We start from the raw sequence: 5346 nt of genomic DNA on the forward strand, positions 1-5346 counted from the left end.
TTTGATGGTGGTCTGTTGCTTGAAAACTCAATAGCGTACCAATGTTATAAACATAACATTCTAATCGTCCACACCACAAATACTGGGCCCCGATAAATATGAGGGGTGTAGGTGGTGCGGAAATAGAACTGATACCAAATATTTATATATTAGATGCACCTGATCTGGTCTTTGTGGCTGGTTGGGTGTGAATTTGATAATCATATGGTTTCAGATTCGTCAGCTTGAACCACACCACCCCGTGGTGAATGGTTCGCTATCAAATCGAGACTAGGATCATCAACTTTTTTTGTTTTCTAACGGAGAGTTTGATTCTGGCTCAGGACGAACGCTGGCGGCGTGCTTAACACATGCAAGTCGAACGATGATGACCGGTGCTTGCACTGGTTGGATTAGTGGCGAACGGGTGAGTAATACGTGAGTAACCTGCCTTTAACTCTGGGATAAGCCTTGGAAACGAGGTCTAATACCGGATACGACTAGTTCCCGCATGGGATGCTGGTGGAAAGGGTTTGTACTGGTTTTAGATGGGCTCACGGCCTATCAGCTTGTTGGTGAGGTAACGGCTCACCAAGGCGACGACGGGTAGCCGGCCTGAGAGGGTGACCGGCCACACTGGGACTGAGACACGGCCCAGACTCCTACGGGAGGCAGCAGTGGGGAATATTGCACAATGGGCGCAAGCCTGATGCAGCGACGCCGCGTGAGGGATGAATGCCTTCGGGTTGTAAACCTCTTTCAGCAGGGAAGAAGCGAAAGTGACGGTACCTGCAGAAGAAGCGCCGGCTAACTACGTGCCAGCAGCCGCGGTAATACGTAGGGCGCGAGCGTTGTCCGGAATTATTGGGCGTAAAGAGCTTGTAGGCGGTTTGTCGCGTCTGCTGTGAAAGCCCGGGGCTTAACTCCGGGTTTGCAGTGGGTACGGGCTAACTAGAGTGCAGTAGGGGAGACTGGAATTCCTGGTGTAGCGGTGAAATGCGCAGATATCAGGAGGAACACCAATGGCGAAGGCAGGTCTCTGGGCTGTAACTGACGCTGAGAAGCGAAAGCATGGGGAGCAAACAGGATTAGATACCCTGGTAGTCCATGCCGTAAACGTTGGGCACTAGGTGTGGGGGACATTCCACGTTTTCCGCGCCGTAGCTAACGCATTAAGTGCCCCGCCTGGGGAGTACGGCCGCAAGGCTAAAACTCAAAGAAATTGACGGGGGCCCGCACAAGCGGCGGAGCATGCGGATTAATTCGATGCAACGCGAAGAACCTTACCAAGGCTTGACATATACTGGATCGCTGCAGAGATGTGGTTTCCCTTCGGGGCTGGTATACAGGTGGTGCATGGTTGTCGTCAGCTCGTGTCGTGAGATGTTGGGTTAAGTCCCGCAACGAGCGCAACCCTCGTTCTATGTTGCCAGCACGTGATGGTGGGGACTCATAGGAGACTGCCGGGGTCAACTCGGAGGAAGGTGGGGATGACGTCAAATCATCATGCCCCTTATGTCTTGGGCTTCACGCATGCTACAATGGCCGGTACAAAGGGTTGCGATACTGTGAGGTTGAGCTAATCCCAAAAAGCCGGTCTCAGTTCGGATTGGGGTCTGCAACTCGACCCCATGAAGTCGGAGTCGCTAGTAATCGCAGATCAGCAACGCTGCGGTGAATACGTTCCCGGGCCTTGTACACACCGCCCGTCAAGTCACGAAAGTTGGTAACACCCGAAGCCGATGGCCTAACCCCTTGTGGGAGGGAGTCGTCGAAGGTGGGATTGGCGATTGGGACTAAGTCGTAACAAGGTAGCCGTACCGGAAGGTGCGGCTGGATCACCTCCTTTCTAAGGAGCTCAACTTTTAGTTGGCCATGCTGAGCGCGAGTGTCGTTTGGGTGGTTTGCTCATGGGTGGAATGTTAGTTCTGGTGCAGGCCTTTGGGTTTGTGCTGATTGGTTTGTGTGTTGTGTAGTGTTGGTGCGTTGTTGGGTTTTGAGGTAGCGGGCTTTTGTTTGTTATCTTGGTGTATCCCGGCATGAGAGTAGTGATCAGTTTGTTCTGGTTGCCTTGAGTGTTGATCGGGTTGTTGTTTGAGAACTGTATAGTGGACGCGAGCATCTTCAATGTTTTGAAGAATACTCAATTCTTTTTGGATTGTGTTTCTTTGATTCTTGATTTTGTACTTAGTTAAATATAGTCAAGGTTAATTTATTCTTGATTTTATCTGTGTGTAAGTTATTAAGGGCACACGGTGGATGCCTTGGCACTAGAAGCCGATGAAGGACGTGTGAATCTGCGATAAGCCTGGGGGAGCCGATAACAGGGCGTTGATCCCAGGATTTCCGAATGGGGAAACCCAGCAAGCCATCATGGTTTGTTACCACCAGTTGAATGTATAGGCTGGTTGGAGGGAACGGGGGGAAGTGAAACATCTCAGTACCCTCAGGAAGAGAAAATAACAAATGATTCTGTGAGTAGTGGCGAGCGAAAGCGGATGAGACTAAACCTGTGGTGTGTGATACCGGTTGAGGGTTGCATCATGGGGGTTGTGGGAGTACGCATCACAGTTTCAATCGACTGTGGACGTGATGTTCTAGCATGTAGGTGAACGCCTTGGGATGGGTGACCGGAGAGGGTGAGAGTCCTGTAGCCGAAATGTGTTAGACCGCGTGTGTGCCACCCGAGTAGCACGGGGCTCGTGGAATCTCGTGTGAATCTGCCAGGACCACCTGGTAAGTCTAAATACTTTCTAGTGACCGATAGTGAATCAGTACCGTGAGGGAATGGTGAAAAGTACCCCGGGAGGGGAGTGAAATAGTACCTGAAACCGTGTGCTTACAAGCCGTTGGAGCCTTTTGGGGTGACAGCGTGCCTTTTGAAGAATGAGCCTGCGAGTTAGTGTTCTGTCGCGAGGTTAACCCGTGTGGGGAAGCCGTAGCGAAAGCGAGTCTGAATAGGGCGTGTCAGTGGCAGGATCTAGACCCGAAGCGGAGTGATCTATCCATGGCCAGGTTGAAGCGACGGTAAGACGTCGTGGAGGACCGAACCCACTTCAGTTGAAAATGGAGGGGATGAGCTGTGGATAGGGGTGAAAGGCCAATCAAACTCTGTGATAGCTGGTTCTCCCCGAAATGCATTTAGGTGCAGCGTTACGTGTTTCTTGCCGGAGGTAGAGCTACTGGATGGCCGATGGGCCCCACAGGGTTACTGACGTCAGCTAAACTCCGAATGCCGGTAAGTTAGAGCGTAGCAGTGAGACAGTGGGGGATAAGCTTCATTGTCGAGAGGGAAACAGCCCAGACCATCAACTAAGGTCCCTAAGCGTGTACTAAGTGGGAAAGGATGTGGAGTTGCTGAGACAACCAGGAGGTTGGCTTAGAAGCAGCCACCCTTGAAAGAGTGCGTAATAGCTCACTGGTCAAGTGATTCTGCGCCGATAATGTAGCGGGGCTCAAGTACACCACCGAAGTTATGGCAATGAGATTTTTTCTTGTTGGGTAGGGGAGCGTCGTGTATCCGGTGAAGCTGCGGTGTGAACCAGTGGTGGAGGGTATGCGAGTGAGAATGCAGGCATGAGTAGCGAATCACGGGTGAGAAACCCGTGCGCCGGATGATCAAGGGTTCCAGGGTCAAGCTAATCTGCCCTGGGTTAGTCGGGGCCTAAGGCGAGGCCGACAGGCGTAGTCGATGGATAACGGGTTGATATTCCCGTACCGGTGAAAAACCGCCCATACTGATATTTTGATGCTAACTGTGTGATGCCCTTTGTGCCTTTCCTTTTGTGGTTGGGCTTGGGGGTGGAGTGCAGGACCCGATTTTTGGAGGTAAACGTATTAACAGGTGTGACGCAGGAAGGTAGCCAAGCCACGCGATGGTTGTCGTGGTCTAAGCGTGTAGGGTATCCGGTTGTTAAATGCGCCGGTGTTTGCCTGAGACGTGATGGGACCCCGTTTGGGGGATTTGGTGATCCTATGCTGCCGAGAAAAGCATCGGCGTGAGGTTTTAGCCGCCCGTACCCGAAACCGACACAGGTGATCAGGTAGAGAATACTAAGGCGATCGAGAGAATCATGGTTAAGGAACTCGGCAAAATGTCCCCGTAACTTCGGGAGAAGGGGAGCCTTGAGCGTGATCGGTACTTGCTACCGTGAGCGTGTATGGGTCGCAGAGAATTGGGGGAAGCGACTGTTTATCAAAAACACAGGTCCGTGCGAAGTCGTAAGACGATGTATACGGACTGACTCCTGCCCGGTGCTGGAAGGTTAAGAGGATTGGTTAGCCCTTTGTGGGCGAAGCTGAGAATTTAAGCCCCAGTAAACGGCGGTGGTAACTATAACCATCCTAAGGTAGCGAAATTCCTTGTCGGGTAAGTTCCGACCTGCACGAATGGAGTAACGACTTCCCTACTGTCTCAACCATGAACTCGGCGAAATTGCAGTACGAGTAAAGATGCTCGTTTCGCGCAGCAGGACGGAAAGACCCCGTGACCTTTACTATAGTTTGGTATTGGTGTTCGGTGTGGCTTGTGTAGGATAGGTGGGAGACTGTGAAGCAGGCACGCTAGTGTTTGTGGAGTCGTTGTTGAAATACCACTCTGGTCGCTCTGGATGTCTAACTTCGGCCCGTGATCCGGGTCAGGGACAGTGCCTGATGGGTAGTTTAACTGGGGCGGTTGCCTCCTAAAGTGTAACGGAGGCGCCCAAAGGTTCCCTCAGCCTGGTTGGCAATCAGGTGTTGAGTGTAAGTGCACAAGGGAGCTTGACTGTGAGACTGGCAGGTCGAGCAGGGACGAAAGTCGGGACTAGTGATCCGGCGGTACGTTGTGGAACGGCCGTCGCTCAACGGATAAAAGGTACCTCGGGGATAACAGGCTGATCTTGCCCAAGAGTCCATATCGACGGCATGGTTTGGCACCTCGATGTCGGCTCGTCGCATCCTGGGGCTGGAGTTGGTCCCAAGGGTTGGGCTGTTCGCCCATTAAAGCGGTACGCGAGCTGGGTTCAGAACGTCGTGAGACAGTTCGGTCCCTATCCGCTGCGCGCGTTGGAAATTTGAGAAAGGCTGTCCTTAGTACGAGAGGACCGGGACGGACGAACCTCTGGTATGTCAGTTGTACCGCCAGGTGCATGGCTGATTGGCTACGTTCGGGAGGGATAACCGCTGAAAGCATCTAAGCGGGAAGCCTGTTTCGAGATGAGATTTCCTGGCAACGTTTGTTGTGTGAGGATCCCTGTAGATGATGGGGTTGATAGGCCGGGTATGGAAGCGGGGAATGCCCGTGGAGTTGACTGGTACTAATAGTCCGAAGGCTTACACATTTTTTTGTTTTGTGCTTGTTTGTTTGCGTCCACTGTATGGTTTTGA

The 5346-nt window shown here is 52.2% G+C and carries 2 rRNA genes; both read left to right on the top strand.

Annotation, left to right across the window (positions count from 1 at the left end):
• The first annotated feature begins 296 nt into the window (after positions 1-296).
• Positions 297-1828, top strand: a 16S ribosomal RNA gene (locus ACN085_RS10510).
• Between the two features lie 383 nt (positions 1829-2211).
• Positions 2212-5300 (top strand): 23S ribosomal RNA (locus tag ACN085_RS10515).
• Together the 16S and 23S rRNA genes form the textbook arrangement of a ribosomal RNA operon.
• Positions 5301-5346 lie beyond the last annotated feature (46 nt).

Origin of the sequence: Rothia sp. P4278 (assembly GCF_048512945.1) — a bacterium.
Taxonomy (GTDB): Bacteria; Actinomycetota; Actinomycetes; order Actinomycetales; family Micrococcaceae; genus Rothia.